The organism is Nocardia macrotermitis, assembly GCF_009604405.1.
GTDB lineage: Bacteria > Actinomycetota > Actinomycetes > Mycobacteriales > Mycobacteriaceae > Nocardia > Nocardia macrotermitis.
Map to the genome: position 1 here is coordinate 338,501 of NZ_WEGK01000003.1, position 14,789 is coordinate 353,289.

General features: G+C 65.6%; 18 protein-coding genes. 6 read left to right on the forward strand and 12 right to left on the reverse strand.

What is annotated here, in order from left to right:
• Nucleotides 1-91 precede the first annotated feature (91 nt).
• The 3 genes from NRB20_RS08750 to NRB20_RS08760 are packed head-to-tail and all read left to right on the forward strand — an operon-like array spanning nucleotide 92 to nucleotide 3,228.
• Nucleotides 92-928, forward strand: a complete 837-nt coding sequence (locus NRB20_RS08750) for an enoyl-CoA hydratase/isomerase family protein (protein ID WP_153409313.1) — start codon at nucleotides 92-94, stop codon at nucleotides 926-928.
• A complete protein-coding gene (locus tag NRB20_RS08755; protein WP_153409315.1) occupies nucleotides 921-2,066 on the forward strand; it encodes a thiolase family protein in 1,146 nt (381 codons plus the stop codon). The genes NRB20_RS08750 and NRB20_RS08755 overlap by 8 nt, the downstream gene beginning before the upstream one ends.
• A 10-nt stretch (nucleotides 2,067-2,076) precedes the next feature.
• Nucleotides 2,077-3,228: an acyl-CoA dehydrogenase family protein gene (locus NRB20_RS08760; protein WP_319944643.1), complete on the forward strand. Its 1,152-nt coding sequence runs from the start codon at nucleotides 2,077-2,079 to the stop codon at nucleotides 3,226-3,228.
• 115 nt (nucleotides 3,229-3,343) lie between these two features.
• Here NRB20_RS08760 and NRB20_RS08765 read toward each other — a convergent pair whose 3' ends face one another.
• From NRB20_RS08765 to NRB20_RS08805, 9 genes are all read right to left on the reverse strand, one after another.
• Complete coding sequence (locus NRB20_RS08765; RefSeq protein ID WP_319944644.1) at nucleotides 3,344-3,817, reverse strand: NUDIX hydrolase; 474 nt, start codon at nucleotides 3,815-3,817, stop codon at nucleotides 3,344-3,346.
• A 164-nt stretch (nucleotides 3,818-3,981) separates the two neighbouring features.
• Nucleotides 3,982-4,683 (reverse strand): HAD family hydrolase, encoded by a 702-nt coding sequence (locus NRB20_RS08770; protein ID WP_153409319.1) that lies wholly within the window; start codon nucleotides 4,681-4,683, stop codon nucleotides 3,982-3,984.
• A 42-nt stretch (nucleotides 4,684-4,725) separates the two neighbouring features.
• Nucleotides 4,726-5,349: a Uma2 family endonuclease gene (locus NRB20_RS08775; protein WP_153409321.1), complete on the reverse strand. Its 624-nt coding sequence runs from the start codon at nucleotides 5,347-5,349 to the stop codon at nucleotides 4,726-4,728.
• Between the two features lie 290 nt (nucleotides 5,350-5,639).
• Nucleotides 5,640-6,278, reverse strand: a complete 639-nt coding sequence (locus tag NRB20_RS08780) for an NAD(P)-dependent oxidoreductase (RefSeq protein ID WP_153409323.1) — start codon at nucleotides 6,276-6,278, stop codon at nucleotides 5,640-5,642.
• 8 nt (nucleotides 6,279-6,286) lie between these two features.
• Entirely contained in the window at nucleotides 6,287-6,505 is a 219-nt protein-coding gene (locus tag NRB20_RS08785; protein ID WP_153409324.1) for a hypothetical protein, read from the reverse strand.
• A gap of 13 nt (nucleotides 6,506-6,518) precedes the next feature.
• Nucleotides 6,519-7,481, reverse strand: coding sequence for a sigma-70 family RNA polymerase sigma factor (locus NRB20_RS08790; protein ID WP_153409326.1), 963 nt, complete (start codon nucleotides 7,479-7,481; stop codon nucleotides 6,519-6,521).
• Between the two features lie 31 nt (nucleotides 7,482-7,512).
• Entirely contained in the window at nucleotides 7,513-8,220 is a 708-nt protein-coding gene (locus NRB20_RS08795) for a hypothetical protein (protein ID WP_153409328.1), read from the reverse strand.
• Nucleotides 8,221-8,267: 47 nt separating this feature from the next.
• Nucleotides 8,268-9,059 carry an SDR family NAD(P)-dependent oxidoreductase gene (locus NRB20_RS08800; protein WP_153409330.1) on the reverse strand — a complete coding sequence of 264 codons (792 nt, stop codon included), beginning with the start codon at nucleotides 9,057-9,059 and terminating at the stop codon, nucleotides 8,268-8,270.
• 357 nt (nucleotides 9,060-9,416) lie between these two features.
• The gene (locus tag NRB20_RS08805; RefSeq protein ID WP_153409332.1) at nucleotides 9,417-9,977 is read right to left on the reverse strand and encodes a TetR/AcrR family transcriptional regulator; all 561 of its coding nucleotides are present in this window, start codon (nucleotides 9,975-9,977) and stop codon (nucleotides 9,417-9,419) included.
• A gap of 85 nt (nucleotides 9,978-10,062) precedes the next feature.
• On the opposite strand from NRB20_RS08805, the gene NRB20_RS08810 reads away from it, so the two are divergent.
• Nucleotides 10,063-10,473 carry a nuclear transport factor 2 family protein gene (locus NRB20_RS08810; RefSeq protein ID WP_153409333.1) on the forward strand — a complete coding sequence of 137 codons (411 nt, stop codon included), beginning with the start codon at nucleotides 10,063-10,065 and terminating at the stop codon, nucleotides 10,471-10,473.
• 168 nt (nucleotides 10,474-10,641) lie between these two features.
• Here NRB20_RS08810 and NRB20_RS08815 read toward each other — a convergent pair whose 3' ends face one another.
• Together NRB20_RS08815 and NRB20_RS08820 are read right to left on the reverse strand one after the other, a co-directional pair.
• Nucleotides 10,642-11,352: a lytic transglycosylase domain-containing protein gene (locus NRB20_RS08815; RefSeq protein WP_194289767.1), complete on the reverse strand. Its 711-nt coding sequence runs from the start codon at nucleotides 11,350-11,352 to the stop codon at nucleotides 10,642-10,644.
• A gap of 159 nt (nucleotides 11,353-11,511) precedes the next feature.
• The gene (locus tag NRB20_RS08820) at nucleotides 11,512-13,077 is read right to left on the reverse strand and encodes a plasmid pRiA4b ORF-3 family protein (protein WP_194289768.1); all 1,566 of its coding nucleotides are present in this window, start codon (nucleotides 13,075-13,077) and stop codon (nucleotides 11,512-11,514) included.
• Between the two features lie 159 nt (nucleotides 13,078-13,236).
• On the opposite strand from NRB20_RS08820, the gene NRB20_RS37490 reads away from it, so the two are divergent.
• Nucleotides 13,237-13,461 carry a hypothetical protein gene (locus NRB20_RS37490; protein WP_194289769.1) on the forward strand — a complete coding sequence of 75 codons (225 nt, stop codon included), beginning with the start codon at nucleotides 13,237-13,239 and terminating at the stop codon, nucleotides 13,459-13,461.
• Between the two features lie 172 nt (nucleotides 13,462-13,633).
• Nucleotides 13,634-13,762: a hypothetical protein gene (locus NRB20_RS38860; protein WP_264766335.1), complete on the forward strand. Its 129-nt coding sequence runs from the start codon at nucleotides 13,634-13,636 to the stop codon at nucleotides 13,760-13,762.
• A gap of 54 nt (nucleotides 13,763-13,816) precedes the next feature.
• On the opposite strand, the gene NRB20_RS08825 is transcribed toward NRB20_RS38860, so the two are convergent.
• A complete protein-coding gene (locus tag NRB20_RS08825) occupies nucleotides 13,817-14,788 on the reverse strand; it encodes an NADPH:quinone oxidoreductase family protein (RefSeq protein WP_153409338.1) in 972 nt (323 codons plus the stop codon).
• Nucleotide 14,789: the final 1 nt, after the last annotated feature.

Genomic DNA, 14,789 nt, shown 5'->3' on the forward strand with positions numbered 1-14,789 from the left:
GGGAGTTACGCGATCGTACGTGAGGTTCCGTGCTGGTGGGCCGAGTCGCGTCGCGCCAATTCCCTTGCTGCGAATGATGAGGGAGGTGTGAATGTCCGGCGAGCCAGTTCTGCTGATCGATGATGCGGCCGGCGTGCGGACGCTCACGCTGAACCGGCCTCGGCGCAAGAACGCGATCGATCACGAGTTGTGGTTGACGCTCGCGGATGCGTTGCGGGACACCGCGGTTGATCGGTCGGTGCGGGCCGTGGTGCTTACCGGGGCGGGCGGGGCATTCTGTTCGGGGGCGGATATCTCCGCGCCGGACAACAGTCATCCGGTGTATCGGATGCGGGAGTTGACCGACGTGGCGTTGCTGCTGCACGAGTTGCCGATGCCGACGGTTGCCAAGGTTCGGGGAGTGGCTGTCGGTGCGGGGTGGAATCTGGCGTTGGGGTGCGATCTGGTGGTCGCGTCGGCGCAGGCCCGGTTTTCGCAGATCTTCGCGCAGCGCGGGTTGTCGTTGGATCTGGGTGGGTCGTGGTTGTTGCCGAAACTTGTCGGGCTGCAACAGGCCAAGCGGCTCGCGCTGCTCGCCGAGACCATCGGGGCCGCAGAGGCTTTGGGGCTGAGCTTGGTGACCTGGATGGTATCCGAGGACGAGATCGACACGTACGTGAGCGATCTCGCCGCTCGTTTGGCCGCGGGGCCGCCGATTGCGTTGGCACAGACCAAGGCGCTGCTCAATGCCGGGGCCGATCACACGCTGCGTGAGGCACTCGCCGGCGAGGCCACCGCGCAGGGACTCAATTTCGCCACCGCGGACGCTCCCGAGGCGTTCGCCGCCTTCGCCGAGAAGCGCGAAGCTCAATTCACCGGTCGCTGGACCGTGCATCGTCCTGCGATGCGCGGCGGCGACTCCGAGAAGACCAGGGAAACAGATGCGTGAAGTAGTCATCGCCGGGGCCGTGCGGACCCCGGTCGGTAAACGGAACGGCGGGATGTCCGGTATGCACGCCGCGGACCTGTCGGCGGTCGTGCTGACGGAGTTGGCGCGGCGCACCGGGATTGATCCGGTGGTCGTGGACGACGTGATCTGGGGTTGCGTCTCCCAGGTGGGCGATCAGTCCAGCAATATCGGCCGGTACGCGGTGTTGGCGGCGGGCTGGCCGGAGACGATTCCGGGGACGACGATCAACCGGGCGTGCGGATCGAGCCAGCAGGCACTGGATTTCGCCGCGCAGGCCGTGGCGTCCGGGCAGCAGGACGTCGTGGTGGCCGGTGGGGTCGAGGTGATGAGCCGGGTGCCGCTCGGTTCGGCACGTTCCACCGGGATGCCGTACGGGCCGAAAGTGCTTGCGCGGTACGAGAATTTCTCCTTCAACCAGGGCATTTCGGCCGAATTGATCGCGCAGAAGTGGGGTTTCACGCGGACTCGGCTGGACGAGTTCTCCGCGCAGTCGCACGAGCGGGCGGCCGCCGCGCAGGACAAGGGCGCGTTCGAGGAGCAGATCGTCTCGGTCACAACGGATTCCGGGACGGTCACCGCCGATGAGGGCATCCGTCGCGGCACCACAGTCGAGAAGCTCGCGGGCCTGAAACCGGCCTTCCAGGACGACGGCGTCATCCACGCGGGTAGCTCCTCCCAGATCTCCGATGGTGCTGCGGCACTGCTGGTTACGACCGCCGAGCGGGCCCGCGAACTCGGACTCACACCCCTGGTGCGGTATCGGGTGGGCGCTGTCACCGGAGCCGATCCGGTGCTCATGCTCACCGGTCCCATCCCCGCGACGGCAAAAGCGTTGCGCAAGGCGGGAATCGGCATCTCCGACATCGGCGTCTTCGAGGTGAACGAGGCTTTCGCGCCCGTCCCGCTGGCCTGGCTCGCCGAAACCGGCGCGGATCCGGCCGCGATGAATCCGCTCGGCGGCGCGATCGCCCTGGGCCACCCGCTCGGCGGCTCGGGTGCGGTTCTGATGACCCGCATGATTCATCACATGCGCGACAACGGAATTCGCTACGGCCTGCAAACCATGTGCGAGGGCGGCGGAACCGCCAACGCCACCATCGTCGAACTAGCGTCCTGAAGGAGCCGTCGTGCGCCGCACCCTCTACACCGCCGATCACGAGGCATTCCGGGACCTGGCAAGGCAATTCATCGAAAAGGAAGTGGTCCCGCACTACCCGGACTGGGAGCGGGCGGGCCGGATGCCGCGCGAAATCTTCGAGCGCATGGGCGAACTCGGCATGCTGGGCACCGCGATTCCGGAGGAGTACGGCGGCGGGGGAGTGCGGGACTACCGCTTCAACGCGGTGTTGCAGGAGGAGGCGTATCGCGCGCTGGTCACCCTCTCGACCGTGCGCACCCAGATCGATGTGATCCTGCCGTACTTCCTGGAATACGCGAACGAGGAGCAACGTCAACGCTGGTTCCCCGGCCTGGCGAACGGCACCCTGCTCACCGCGGTCGCCATGACCGAACCCGGCACCGGCTCCGACCTCGCGGGTGTGTGCACCACCGCGGTCCGCGACGGTGAGGACTACATCATCAACGGCGCAAAGACTTTCATCACCGGCGGCCTCCTGGCCGACCTGGTGATCGTGGTCGCCCGCACCGACACCGACCCCGACAACCGTCGCGCGGGCCTGAGCCTGATCGTCGTGGAGAGCGGCCGCCCCGGCTTCACCAAGGGGCGCGTCCTGGACAAGCTCGGCTGCAAGGTCCAGGACACCGTCGAGCTCGCCTTCGACAATGTCCGTGTGCCGCAATCGAATCGGCTCGGCGAAGAGGGCGAGGCCTTCGGCTACCTCGGCCACAACCTGGCCCAGGAACGCATCACCGTCGCCGTCGGCTCGGTGGCACAGGCGCGTTCGGCGATCATCGCCACGAGCGAATACGTCAAGGAGCGCAAGGCATTCGGCCAACCGGTGGCCTCCTACCAGAACACCAAGTTCGAACTCGCGGCCATGTCCGCAGAGGTCGAAGCCGCCCAAACCATGATCGACCGAGCCGTCCTGGACCTGGTCGAAGGCGAACTCTCCGGCCCCGACGCCGCCCGCACCAAACTCTTCTGCACCGAAGTCCAAGCCCGAGTAGTAGACCGCTGCCTCCAACTCTTCGGTGGCTACGGCTACATGCTCGAATACCCCATAGCCCGCCTCTACGCCGACGCCCGAGTAGCCCGAATCTACGCTGGCACAAGCGAAGTCATGAAGACGATCGTTGCGAAGGACCTGGGTCTGCGCTGAATCGATATTCCGGGGCCTGTCCGCCCGCCTACCGTTCGCCACGGACGGACAGCGCCCTACGGAATCTCAGATGACACGGATGCCGTTGGGAATCTTCTTGCCGGGCAACGAATCGTTACCCCAGGTAAGGCGTTCCCCGGTGTTCCGCATGGTGCCGCAACCGAAGCCGCACAGTCGGGTGCACCGGCAACGATTCCAGTTCGTCCAGCGTGAGGAACTCCACCGCGGTGGACTCGTGTGACACCGTGACCGTCCCACCGGTCACCCTGCCGTAATAGATCACCGCGAACTCCTGCCGAACCTCCCCATCCGCGTAGGCGATCACATGCTGAGGGGCGGTGTAGATCCCGAGCAACCCCGTGATCTCGATATCCAGACCGGTTTCTTCCCGAGTCTCGCGTACCGCACACTCCGACAGCGTTTCCCCTACCTCCATGATCCCCCCGGGCAGCGACCAGTTCCCCGAATCACCCCGCCGCTGCATGAGCACCCGTCCGAGCTCGTCCACGACCAGAGCGGAGGCCCCTGGTTTCAGCGAATTCGCTTCCGGCGCTTGTGGATCGTTGTAGTAGTCACGCCGTGAGCCCACGGGAACTCCCTTCGGTGCACCATCGGTTTGGTTCGGGCGCGATCCGCTGTGTCCGTAGCCATCCCGCGCCGTCCTCTGATCTGGATCTGGATGAGATCGGTTGTGTTCCAGTGGTTCCGGCCAGTGCGGTGCCGGTAGGAGCTCCAGTCGAGGGCTTCCGGCCGTCAGCCGATGATGTTACCGGGGTGGTGATCGGCGGGAGGAGATGTCGACGCGCTGAACAGCTCGTTCATCGAGTTGATGATCGCTGCCGGTACGTGAGCGGCCAACTTCTCGGACTTGCCTGGTTTGTTGGCGAATGCGATCACCGGGACTGCGGCGGCCTCTCCCGCGAGGATGTCGGTTACCGAATCGCCGACGAATGTGCACTGGTCGGGTGTGGTGCCGAGCCCGCGGATCGCCGCGTGCAGTAAGTATGGGTGTGGTTTCAGGTGTGAGGGGTCCGCGTCCGTGCGCGCGTAGACGCCGGTGACATGTTCGGTGAGTCCGTGTGCATCGAGGTAGGCGCTGATGGCGGCATGAGAGTTGTTGCTGACGATTGCGATTCGGCCGTGCCGAGCGGCGGTGCGTATCACGTTGTGCGCGTGCGGAGTTGGTCGCGCGGAGGCGATGGCGTCGAGTTCGATCGTGGCGAGTTGCCGTTCGATGGCATCAGCGATGGTCGGTCCGAGGAGTGCGGCGAAAGCGAGGACGTCGAACGGGTCATCGTCGGCGGTGACCTCCGCTGGAATGTCCGATTCGAGTAATGTGACGAGTTGTTCGACGGCGGTCCTGCTGGAGACACCGGAGAAGACCGAGCAGATGGGTCCATCGAAGTCCAGTAGGAGACAAGGCCGTTCGTGTAGGTGCCTGGTCGATGAGGTCATGGGGTGTAGTCCGGGTGCCGGAGTTCCATTCGCGCAGCGGGATCACAGGACCAGTTCGGTGAGCTGATCCCAGTCGATGTTGATACGGATCGGTACATCGACTGCGGCACCTGTGCCGGGCCGTAGTTCCCGAACGAACTTGTACCCGCCGGACTGATGATCCAGAACGTGCACTTCGATCCCGTACACGGCGTTGTCCCGAAGGGTGACGATCCAGTACCACGGGATTCCGGCCGCCGCGTATTCGGCCATCTTCTCCACGCGGTCGGTCTTGGCGCTACCGGGCGAGACCACTTCCACGACGAGTTTGACATGCCGGGCCGGAAGGGGGCGAACGCCATTCGGCGCACAATCGAACAGCGCGGCGTCGGGGCTACGGATTGTCATTCTCGGTACGTCCCAGAGGACGACGTCGAAATCGCCGTCGGCGTCCAGGCAGTCGTCCGGATTGGCCCGCATATAGTCGCGTGCCGCTTCCTCGATCATATTTGTGATTCGACGGGCGGCTTTCTGGTGTGCTCTGCTTGGTTCCTCGCATCGCACCACGTTGCCGTTGACGACCTCGACACTCCGACAGAAGTCTTCCGGTAACTGTCGCCAGATCTCGACCGTGACCGGTTCGGGTTGGAGGTTGTCTGTGCTGGCCCAATCGAAGATCGCGGACATGCGGTACACATTACCGCCAGCGCACACTGTCACCGGTCGTCCGGATTGGACCTACGCGCAGTGGTGGGCTGGCCTATGGCCTCGGCGACGTAGGTCATGGAGTGGTTGTCGCGGGGGACGGCGGCGGTGCGTTGTTCCGGGTGAACCCCACTCGGCAGGTTGACGCGGACAACTGTGATCCCGGGCCGCCGTAGATGGTCGGCGGTGCGGTTCCCTGGGTAGGCGTAACCATATTGTCATAACCTCGAGTTTCCTTGTGTACCAATGAAACCCACTGATCACCGGCTGTCTCAGTAGGCGACGGTGAATACGGTTCTGTGGTGGGTTGGTTTGTCGATCTCGTCGACGAAGGCGATGGCGTAGTCTTCGCCGCTGATGTGTGAGTTTCCGTCGGCGTTTACCAGCAGCACATCGTCGCCTACTCGGAAGGCGCCGGTGCGTGTGCCTCGGTTGTTCGCGTTGTACAACGCGGGCGGTGAGAGGCTGAACCAATCCACAGTGTTTGGGAGGGCTCGCAGTCGGGTCAGGACCGCGGCGTGGGCGTTGCCGTCTTCGCGGAATTCTTCCGGGAAGAGTGGGGTGTCGAGCACGCGTGGTCCATCCGGTGCGACGCGCAGGTTGCCCGCGCCGCCGACGAGGCCGAGGCGCGCGGCGTTGGCGGAGGCGATCTTGCCGAGTGTGGGAATGTGGTCGGCCAATCCTGTGCCGTGAGCCTGCAACGCCACCACCAGTATGTCCGCGTCGGAGGCGACGTCGCGCACGAATTTTTCGTCGAACAGCGAACCGGGGCGGACGTCCAGGTCGGCGCGGGACGCGAGTGGGGCGGTGTTGCGTGCGATTGCGATGACTCGGTGTCCGCGTGTCGTCGCTTCGGTCGCGATGTTGCCGCCGGAATAGCCGGTGGCGCCGAATACCGCGATGGTGGTCATTGTGATCCTCAGGGGGGTGCGGTGGGGTGGACGCCGCACAGGTCGGCGGCGATGCCGAACAGTCGGAGACGTTCGGATCGTTGATCCTGTTGGCCGACTTGATGTTCGAGTGCGTGGCGGTGGATTTGTCGCATCATGTGCTCGGCGGCGTCGGCGGAGCCGAGCATGAGGTGGCAGAACAGCCGCAACTGCCTGTCGAGTGCCTCGGTTCTTTCCGGTTCGGACATCACGTTGCTGTTGTCAGAGTCCGAAGAGCGGAAACAGCGCTGCGCCGTGGAACGCGACGATCCGGCCGATGCCCTCGGTCGTGAGCGTGAGTACGTGCAGCGCGTGTGGGTGAAATTCGCCGTCGCGGCCGCGAGCGTAGACCGCGAACGCGGGCTGTCCGTTGGCGGATGCGGCGACCAGCCTGGTGGGTCCGATCGTTCGCATCTGCTGGGCGAGGAAGGCGATGATGGTGTCGCGGCCCTCGAACCAGGTTGTGATCGGCGGCATTTCCCATCTGGCGTCCTCGGTCAGGATCGCGACGAGTTGATCGACGTCCGCGGTTTCGAAGGCGGTGACGTAGCGGTCGAGTAGGGCCCGCTGCTGTGGTTCGGCCGGTTCGGTCAGGTCGTCCTCGCGCAGCGGAATCTGGTCTCGCGCGCGTTGCAACGCGCTGTTGACGGCCGCTGTCGTCATCTCCAACAGCTCCGCGACCTCGGCGGTTCGCCATTGCAGCACGTCGCGAAGTATCAGCACGGCCCGTTGCCGCGGCGGCAGTCGCTGGAGCGCTCCGATCAGGGCTAGCCGCATGGAGTGTCGTTGCACCACAACGGTTTCCGGGTCGGTCGGTGCGGCGGTGAACAGGAAATCGGGGATCGGTTGCAGCCACGGCGTCTCGGGGGAACGCCGGGCTCGCGTCGTGTTCAGGTTCGTCTCGGGGGCGCCGAGATCGGCGGGCAGCGGTCGGCGTCGGCCTTTTTCCAGCGCTTTGAGACAGGCCCGGGTCGCGATGCGGTAGAGCCAGGTGCGCAACGACGAGCGGCCCTCGAACCTGTCGTATGCGTGCCAGGCGCTGAGGTAGACGTCCTGGACCACTTCCTCGGCGTCGTCGATGGAGCCGAGCATGCGGTAGCAGTAGGCGAGCAGCTCACGCCGGAACGGTCCGCTCAGCGTCGCGAAATCCTCGTTGCCGGTCTCGGCTTCGGTCACAGGGTGCATGATGCGCCAATTCTCTTGCCGGTGTGCCGTCTCACGAGATCGTGATGTCGGCCATGTCGATGGCGACCAGGACGATCCGGTCGTCGCCCATCGATGTGTAGGCCCGGCGGGTGGCCGGGACCATGATGCCGTCGACGTCGCGATAGCCGGTCGCGTAGAGATGTGATTCAGTGGTCGGGTCGACGATGTCGATGGTGAAATCGTGGCGGCGCAGCAACCCGTCGGGGCCGAAGCAGAACACCTGCTCACGGGCGTGGGTCTTGATGTGGTCGGGGAAGGTCACGCGCAACCGCCGCCACGTTTCGCCGTCGGCTTCGATCGGGGCGATCTCTTCACCGACGAAACCCGGCCAGGTCAACAGGAACGGGGTATTCACGTACGTCCACAGTGCTTCCCCGGTGAAGTACGCCAGATGCAAGTCGTCCCAAGGGGTTTGGAAGTCGTGGCCGGCGAACGACTGCTCCGGATCGTCGCGCTCGCCGACTACGGCGCCGTCGGGGCGTTGCAACTCGACCCGGTCGGGTCGGAAGAGTGAGCGGCGGTCCTGTGTGCGGTAGTCCATGGTCACTTGTTGCTGCGTGGTGTCCACCTCGAAGCGGACGTTGCTCATCGCGTCCGCTTTTCCCTTCATCTGCCAGAAGGCTCCGCTGATGGCGGCGTCGATGCGGATCGTCTTGGTCCGGTTCCAACGGTCCAGACCGCCGTGTGCGGTGATCGCGGTCGCGAGTAGATCGCTCATTGTGTTGGTCCTCTGTGTCCGAGAGAGGTTCGACGTCGTTGCTGGCGTCAGTCGACGACGAGTCCGCCGGTCAGGTTGGCGACGGTGCCGGTCATCGCCGAGGCCCGGTCGGAGGCGAGCAACACCGCCGCTTGCGCGAGTTCGTCCAGTGCGGTCAACCGCTTGCGGTGGGTCATCGCGCCTTCCATCTCGAGCAGTTGATCCTTCGTCGTACCGAGCGCGTCCGCGTGCAGCCCGAACACGGTGTGGATGGTCGGCGTCTCCGGTATTCCGGTGGTGCGCAAGCAGATCGTGCGGACGCCGTGCTGGGCCCATTCGGCCGACAGCGCCCGGCTGAGACCTTCCATCGCCGCCCATCCGACACTCATCCCACCCACCAGCGGCAACGGCAGGCGCGCCGGTTCGGGGGTGTTCATCATGATCACGCCCGACCGCTGGGCGATCATGTGTCGCGCAGCGGATTTCGCGGTCACGAAGTGGGCCCGGGTATACGTGGTGATCGGGTGCAGGAAATTCTCGATCGGCAGGTCGGTGAACGGGATTCCCTGCAACCCTCGCGGTGAGATTCCGATCGCGTTGAACGACACGTCGAGGGTGCCCGCGTCGGCGACGACCGCGGCCAGGTGGTCGGCTACCGCCTTCTCGTCGGCGGCATCCACCACAGCGGTCTCGGCCGCGCCGCCCGCCGCTGTGATCTCCTTCGCGGCCGTCTCCATGACGTCCGGCGTGCGGCCGGTCAGGAAAACCCGGGCACCCTCCTGGGCGAATGCGCGGGCCACCGCACTGCCGATCGCGCCGCCTGCGCCGTAGACAACGACATTCTTGTTTTCCAGCAACATGACCTTCTCTTTCCGTTGTTCCACGTCAGTGCGTGAGGGCCGTGCCCGTCGAGTTGGTGCACGCGGTGTTCGTCGAGGCTGAAACGAGTGCGTGCTCCCGGACCCGACGAGGTCAGGGGGAGCTGATGCTGGATCACGACCGTTGCGGTCGCGCCGATCACCTCCTACACGTACAGAGGCGGGCTCATCACGAAATTCATCGGTGCCCGATCCGGTGCTGGGAAAAACGGATTCGCCTCCGAGAATCGGTCTGTTGCGGTCAGCCGAAAGTTCAGGCTGATCGATCCGGGCGGGCTGTATCGACATACGAGACCCGTCGGTTCGCGTGCGTAGTTGGTCGAACAGGGTGGGCGGCGTTCACGCCGTGTCGCGGGTGACACCCGTGCGAACGATGGCCAGCAAACGGTCGATCTGCGGTGCGTCTGCGGCGGCCTGGCCGATTCCGTTGCAGGCGGCGAGTAGGTCGGTTACGTCGAGATCGGCCTGGATCGCGCCCGAGTGCTGTGCCCGGCTCAGTAGATCGGCCGCGGCGGTGTGCATCGTTGCGTGCCAATCCTGGTACAGGGTTGATCGCTGGCCGGAATCGTCTTCCGGGATGGCCAGGGGGAGTTGGCCTTTCGTGGAGACGTGGGTGATGAAGGCGCGGAGCCAGGTGAACAGGGCGTCGGCGGGGGAGGGGGCGTCGAGCAGGGTGCGGGCCAGGCCGCCCAGGGCGGTGACCTCCTCGGCGTAGACGGCGATGACCAGGTCTCGGCGGGTGGGGAAGTGGCGGTACATGGTCGCGTTGCCGACTCCGGCGCGGCGGGCGATCTCGTCCAGGGGGGCGCTCACGCCGAGTTCGTCGAACACCTCTCGCGCGGCCGCCGATACCAGGTCGTAGTTGCGGCGTGCGTCGGCGCGGAGGGGGCGGGCGGTCATCTTTCTCCTTGCGAAGTGGGGAACTCCCCGGTTAGTCTAGCCAGGACTAAACGGGGAGTTCCCCACTTATGTGAAAGGTGTTCGGATGGTGGACATTTCCGCGGCGGATCGGATCGCGATCCACGAGACGATCGCGCTGCACGGACATGTGGCCGATGACCGTGACTGGGATCGTTGGGGTGAGCTGTACGCCGACGATCTGGTGCTGGACCTCGAGGATTTCGGGCTCGGCACCATCGAAGGTCTTGCGGCACTACGGGAATTGGCCCGCACTAACCAGGACGACCCGGCGCAGCCACTCGGACATCACGTCACCAATATCGTCGTGGTCGCCCGCGATGGCGATCTGGTGCGGGCGCGATCCAAGGGGCTGTCGGTCCATGCCGACGGGACCAGTGGCACGGTCGTCTACGAGGACACCCTGCGACGCGAACCGCAGGGCTGGCGCATTTGCCATCGCAGAATCTTCGCGCGTCGCGTGCCCGGACGAGCCTAGCCGGACGTGTTGGTCGTCGCGTGCCGAAATCCCGGCATGGCCGCGTGCCCGCCGTCATCGTGGCGGCACCGCTCGATACGTCGTACGTCGACCGGCGGCGATGCGGAATATGTTGCTGCCCAGCGGTTTCCATCTCGACATGAGATCGCCGCGTACGGCCGCTCACCGCTACGTGTAGCGGTGAGCCCAGCCCATGACCTGGGTGACGTACGCCATCGAATGGTTGTAGCGCAGGATGGCGGCGGTGCGCTGTTCGGGCTTGTTCATGTTGAGGCCGCCGGAGCAGAGGTAGTTTCCGGCGGTGTAGCTGGCGTCGAAGAGGTTCTGGGGGTTGCTGCCGGGGCGGGCATAGTGGGCCCAGGTGGTGGGCATGAACTGCATCGGGCCCTCGGCGCGGGCGAATTTGCCGTTGTGGTCGCGGATGATCTCGTTGTGCGCGAGGGTGCCGTCCAGGGCGGGGCCGTAGATGTTGCGGCGCGCGGTGCCGAACATGTCGACGTTGCCGTTGTTGGCGTGATGCGATTCGACGCGGCCGATTCCGGCGAGCAACTGCCAGGGCATGTGGCATCGAGGCTGTTCCACAGCGAGTTCGGCGGCGGCGACCTTGTATGCCGTCGCCGCGATCCCGGGAATCTCCGGTGTGCTCGAGCCGCTGCTCGATCCGGAGTCCGCGGAGCCGCTGCTCGACCCGGAATCCGCCGAGCCGCTGCTCGATCCGGTGGGCAGCAGCGCAATGGCGTGCACCGCGGGGGTGACCTCGGCGGCCGAAGCCTGTGTGGCCAGGGTGGTTACGGACACCACCCCGGGAACCAACCCGGACAATGCGATCACCGACTTGCGCCGGACCGTCGATTCGGGCTTCTTCCGGTGACGTCCCACCTCGGCGCTACCTCCATGACATTGCTACGAGCGGACGTCATTGTATCGATAACGGACGCCGAGCGCTCGGTAACGCGAAATAGTTTTTCCGGCACCATGATTCGCGACCGAGCGGGGAGGGAATCAGCTGTGCGGATTGCGCTGATGTGGCAGCGCCGTCTACTTCCTCCCGCGTGCGGACTTGCCGTCCCGTCCCGTGAGCGCGGCATTTATCGCAGCCTTGTCGAATGCGGCGGGATCGTGCTGGTCAGCATGCTCGTAACCCAGCCATTCGAGCCGATCTGCGTGCTCGGGGTGGTTCGGATCGGCGAGAATCTCCAGTAGCTTCTCGTACCCCCACATCCCACCGCAATCCTCCGGCGGTGTCGCACGGCGGCCGCCGGTGCAGCGTGGATAGGTTGCCGACGCGGTGGCGGGCCCGGAGTGCTCGACGACGATCGCGTGCTCCCAGTCGTCGCCGAAATCGTAGGTGTAGCTAAGTTTCGCGCCGACCGTGCCCGCGACCTGTTCGAGGGTGGTCTTGGCATCGGCCCGGTGCCCCAGTTGCGGATCGGGGCGTCCGAAGGTGCCGAAGTCGGTGTCGAACGAGTACAGGTGACTGTTCGTCCAGCCGAACGCGGTCTGGATGACATCGTGGAGTTCGTTCAACGGGATGTCACCGGGAACCTCGAGGCGCCGCCAGATCGGCGGTTTGGCATAGCGCAGATCGACCCGCAAGCGCAGGATCGGCGCCCGGCCGTCTCGGGTCTTGCGTTTGGGGGGCAGCTTGGCGGGTTTCAGGGACCGTGTTCCGCGTCCGGAGCCGGTGTCGAGCAATCCCGAGGCGGACATCTCCTCCAGGACGCTCAGGAGCGCGTCCGGATCCAGGTCGTCGCCGTGCGGTGGTCGTGGTATCGACGACAATGGCAGTGTCCGGAGCCGGGCGCGCAGCAGCGTGGCGAGCAGGTGGTAGCCGGGGCCGTCCTCGTCGCCGAGATCGAGGTTGTCCTCGGGGGTGTCGCCGAACGTCGAGTCGCCCCTGTCGTGGTCGGCGCGATGGTCGAGGGCGACTTCCGCATGCCACCGGAATTCTGCTGGGGCCAAGGGCTTTTCGGTCAATCGTAGGTTTTCCCGGCGGGCCTGCCCGCGTATCGTGGCCAATGCGTCGGGCAGCTCCTCGGGCTCCAGCATCGCGATCTGTACCGCCGCGCCGCATTCGTCGGGATCGACGATGAGCATCATCGCGTGCGCGCCGTGCGGCCGTTCGAAATACGCTGCCAGAAGGAATATTTCATCCTCTGGATCGGTGAGCGCCACACAACCGCGTACGGTCACCGGATCCTCGAGGTTTCGGATCCAGTCGGGAAATGCGTTGGCGGGCACCGTGAGACGACTCTTGTGCAGCTTGGCTGCCGCCGCGATCGGCTCGGTTCCGAGCACCGCGAACATGCTCAGCAATCCCGCTGCCGGGACACCGCCCAATGCCTCGAAGGCGGGGAGCATCGAGGTGAGCACCAACTCTTCCGCGTCATCCCCCGCAAGGCTCGCGGATGTCAGCAGCATCGCCCCGATCAGTTCCGCGTCCAGCGGATCGGTGACCGCGTCGAGCGATTCGAGAATCGGCGCCACTGGGATCGGAGAGTCGAACGGGTCGTCGTCCCCGTCGAGCTCGGTGGGTAGCTCGGTCGCCATGTCCGGCTTCGGCACGAGTTCCAGGTTCCGGTGGGGTCGTCGACGACTGGTCATACCCGAGACAATAGGGGCAACTCGGTTCAAGGACGAGGGCGGTTGAACATCCGGCGATGCCTGGCGTGGTCGGGTCGTGTGCCCGGGTCCCTGTCGCATTCGAGAGCACGCGATCGTTTCGGTATTACTGGGAGTAATACCGCTGGTACTCTGGGCGGTATGAGCAAGTCGCTGTCGGTCAAGGTGCCCGATGATCTCGATGCCCGGATGCGATCCGCTGCGGGGGACAACCTGTCCGAATGGGTTGTAGAGGCTATCGAGGATCGCCTCGAGCGTGAGATGTGGGCCAAGTCGAAGGAGGCCGAGGCCTTGCTGGGGATCGATGTGCAGTGGCTCGACGACGAGCGCAAGGCTGTCGAGCGGGCACAGCGTGCGGCAAGGTGAGGTCAGGCCCCGCCGAGACTCGGTGGGCCCGACCACTTACGTGGTTGTCTTGTCCGGTCCTCGCTATCACGCGGCAGGGAAAGGTCGAGTTGCCTTCTGCCGGGTTGTCGCAGGGAGCGTTCCCGACGATTTCGCCACGATGCACCGTGTTCGCTACCGGGACGAAAACGGTATGGAGACAACAGGTGTCGCGGTGCCGGACCTGATCGGGTGGATGCCCGAGTCGGGACTGGGCGAACCCGTCGGTTTGGTGACCGACATGCCCGCTCTCCTGCGGGTCGTCGGAGCGTTGTTCCGCTGATCCGGTGTGTCGGCGGGTGGATGAGTACGGGTGCCGTCACGTTTGTTGTCGTGGTCAAGGCGTGGTGAGATCGATGAGGATCTTGCCGACCGCCTTGCCGTCGGCGACCCGGCGTAGCGCGGCGGCGGTGTCGGCGAGCGGGTAGACCGCGCTGATGTGCGGGTTCACCTGTCCGGTGGCGAACAGCTCGCGCAGTTCGTGTTCGTTGCGCGCGAACTCGTCCGGATCCAGATCCTGGAATTGGAAACCGAGCAGGTGAATTCCCTTGACCAGCACCAGGTTCAGGGGGATCTGCGGGATCGTGCCCGAGGCGAAGCCGACCGTCACGAAACGCCCGCCGCGACCGAGGGAGCGTAGTGCGGGTTCGGACAGGCGACCGCCCACCGGATCCACGACGGCATGCGCGCCTTCGGGCAGTACCTCCCGCAATGCGCCGCGCAGATCTCCCGAGGTGTGATCGATCAGGTGCTTCGCGCCGTATTCGGCTGCCGCGCCGAGCTTTTCGGCCGAGGACGCCACGGCGGTGACTTCCGCGCCCAATCGCACACCGAGCTGCACCGCGGCGAGCCCGACCCCGCCGCCCGCGCCGAGCACCACCAGCCGATCCCCGGCCCGCACCCGCGCCACCGAACGCAGGCAGTGGTACGCGGTCCGGTACGCGACGCCGAACGCCGCGGCCCGATGATCGTCCACACCGTCGGGAATGCGCGCGAGCCCGGTGGCGGCCACCGCGATCTCCTCGGCGAAGGCCCCGACGATGCCGGTCCCGGTCACCCGGTCACCCACCGCGACCGCGGTGACGTCATCGGCGATTTCGGTTACGGCTCCGGCGAATTCGCTCCCGGGCACGAACGGCGGCGGCACCTTGATCTGATATTCGCCCGCGATCACCAGTACATCGGGGAAGTTGACCGCGGCCGCGCCGACCCGCACCCGGACCTGTCCGGGGCCGAGTGCGGGGGCGGGGCGTTCCTCGATGCGGATGATCTCCGGTGGCCCGTAGGCCGGGCAGATCACCGCGCGCATA

Bases quoted from the DNA above. Each gene is read 5' to 3' on its own strand.
- NRB20_RS08770 (WP_153409319.1), bottom strand. From the start codon at position 4,683: ATGACCTCATCGACCAGGCACCTACACGAACGGCCTTGTCTCCTACTG.
- NRB20_RS08820 (WP_194289768.1), bottom strand. From the start codon at position 13,077: ATGACCAGTCGTCGACGACCCCACCGGAACCTGGAACTCGTGCCGAAG.
- NRB20_RS08790 (WP_153409326.1), bottom strand. From the start codon at position 7,481: ATGCACCCTGTGACCGAAGCCGAGACCGGCAACGAGGATTTCGCGACG.
- NRB20_RS08795 (WP_153409328.1), bottom strand. From the start codon at position 8,220: ATGAGCGATCTACTCGCGACCGCGATCACCGCACACGGCGGTCTGGAC.
- NRB20_RS08825 (WP_153409338.1), bottom strand. From the start codon at position 14,788: ATGCGCGCGGTGATCTGCCCGGCCTACGGGCCACCGGAGATCATCCGC.
- NRB20_RS08775 (WP_153409321.1), bottom strand. From the start codon at position 5,349: ATGTCCGCGATCTTCGATTGGGCCAGCACAGACAACCTCCAACCCGAA.
- NRB20_RS08750 (WP_153409313.1), top strand. From the start codon at position 92: ATGTCCGGCGAGCCAGTTCTGCTGATCGATGATGCGGCCGGCGTGCGG.
- NRB20_RS08785 (WP_153409324.1), bottom strand. From the start codon at position 6,505: ATGTCCGAACCGGAAAGAACCGAGGCACTCGACAGGCAGTTGCGGCTG.
- NRB20_RS37490 (WP_194289769.1), top strand. From the start codon at position 13,237: ATGAGCAAGTCGCTGTCGGTCAAGGTGCCCGATGATCTCGATGCCCGG.
- NRB20_RS08755 (WP_153409315.1), top strand. From the start codon at position 921: ATGCGTGAAGTAGTCATCGCCGGGGCCGTGCGGACCCCGGTCGGTAAA.
- NRB20_RS08780 (WP_153409323.1), bottom strand. From the start codon at position 6,278: ATGACCACCATCGCGGTATTCGGCGCCACCGGCTATTCCGGCGGCAAC.
- NRB20_RS08805 (WP_153409332.1), bottom strand. From the start codon at position 9,977: ATGACCGCCCGCCCCCTCCGCGCCGACGCACGCCGCAACTACGACCTG.
- NRB20_RS38860 (WP_264766335.1), top strand. From the start codon at position 13,634: ATGGAGACAACAGGTGTCGCGGTGCCGGACCTGATCGGGTGGATGCCC.
- NRB20_RS08810 (WP_153409333.1), top strand. From the start codon at position 10,063: ATGGTGGACATTTCCGCGGCGGATCGGATCGCGATCCACGAGACGATC.
- NRB20_RS08800 (WP_153409330.1), bottom strand. From the start codon at position 9,059: ATGTTGCTGGAAAACAAGAATGTCGTTGTCTACGGCGCAGGCGGCGCG.